The following is a 1,007-nucleotide window of genomic DNA, read 5'->3' on the forward strand; positions in this document are numbered from 1 at the left end:
GCCCATACCAGCCACGCTATAACCGTGATTGCTTCGGTGAGCTGATCCAGATTGATGGCTCATATCATGACTGGTTTGAAGGAAGAGCCACCAAATGCTGTTTGCTGGTTTATATCGATGATGCTACCGGCAAGCTGTTGCATCTACGCTTTTGTGAGGCTGAAACGACCTTTGACTATATGCTTTCAACCCGAGCCTACATTGAGCAATACGGCAAGCCCTTGGCCTTTTATAGCGATAAACACTCGGTATTTAGAGTCAACCAGAAATCCAGGCAAGACAGCCAGATCACGCAATTTGGGCGGATTCTGAATGAGTTAAACATTGATATTATCTTCGCCAATTCACCCCAGGCCAAAGGTCGCGTAGAGCGAGCGAATAGAACCCTTCAGGACCGTTTGATCAAGGAGATGCGCCTGGAAGGCATCTGTTCGATTGCAGAAGCAAATGCCTGGTTGCCCTGCTTTATTGAGCAGTTCAATCAGAAGTTCGCCAAATGTGCGCGAAACTCAAAGAACCTGCATCGACCATTAACCGAATCTGATCTTGAACTGGATGATATTTTTACCTGGCAGGAACCGCGTAAGGTCACCAAGAACCTGACGATTACCTATGACAAATGTATTTATCTGCTTGAACCGACAGAGCTGAATCATAAGCTTGTTGGGCAATATATTTCATTTCTGGAGTACCCGGATGGGACTGTGGCCCTCATGCACGAGGGACGAAAGCTCAACTACAGCATTTTCAATAAATTAGCTGGGCTACAGCAGAATGAGATCGTTGAGAATAAACGGTTAGGTTCAGTCCTGGCACATATTCAGCAACAGCATGAAGAGTTGGAAAAACAGAATAAACGTTCCCGTCTCAAGAAAAGTATGCCGAGTCGTAAAGCTCAGAAAGCTGTTATTGAACAAAGAAAGTTAAATCCTGTGCTTGACTCTTGTGGTTAAAAACAGGACATTTTAAATGGTTTATCGCATAGACATTTTAATTGGTGAATAACA

Annotated in this window: 1 protein-coding gene; it reads left to right on the forward strand. The window is 44.3% G+C overall.

What is annotated here, in order from left to right; genetic code table 11:
• Positions 1-953, forward strand: a 953-nt coding sequence (locus tag ACTL4S_RS16400; protein ID WP_441299681.1) for an ISNCY family transposase, incomplete at its 5' end; no start/stop codon positions are given.
• Positions 954-1,007 lie beyond the last annotated feature (54 nt).

The sequence above is a fragment of the Acinetobacter lwoffii genome, assembly GCF_052078135.1.
Taxonomy (GTDB): domain Bacteria; phylum Pseudomonadota; class Gammaproteobacteria; order Pseudomonadales; family Moraxellaceae; genus Acinetobacter; species Acinetobacter lwoffii_Z.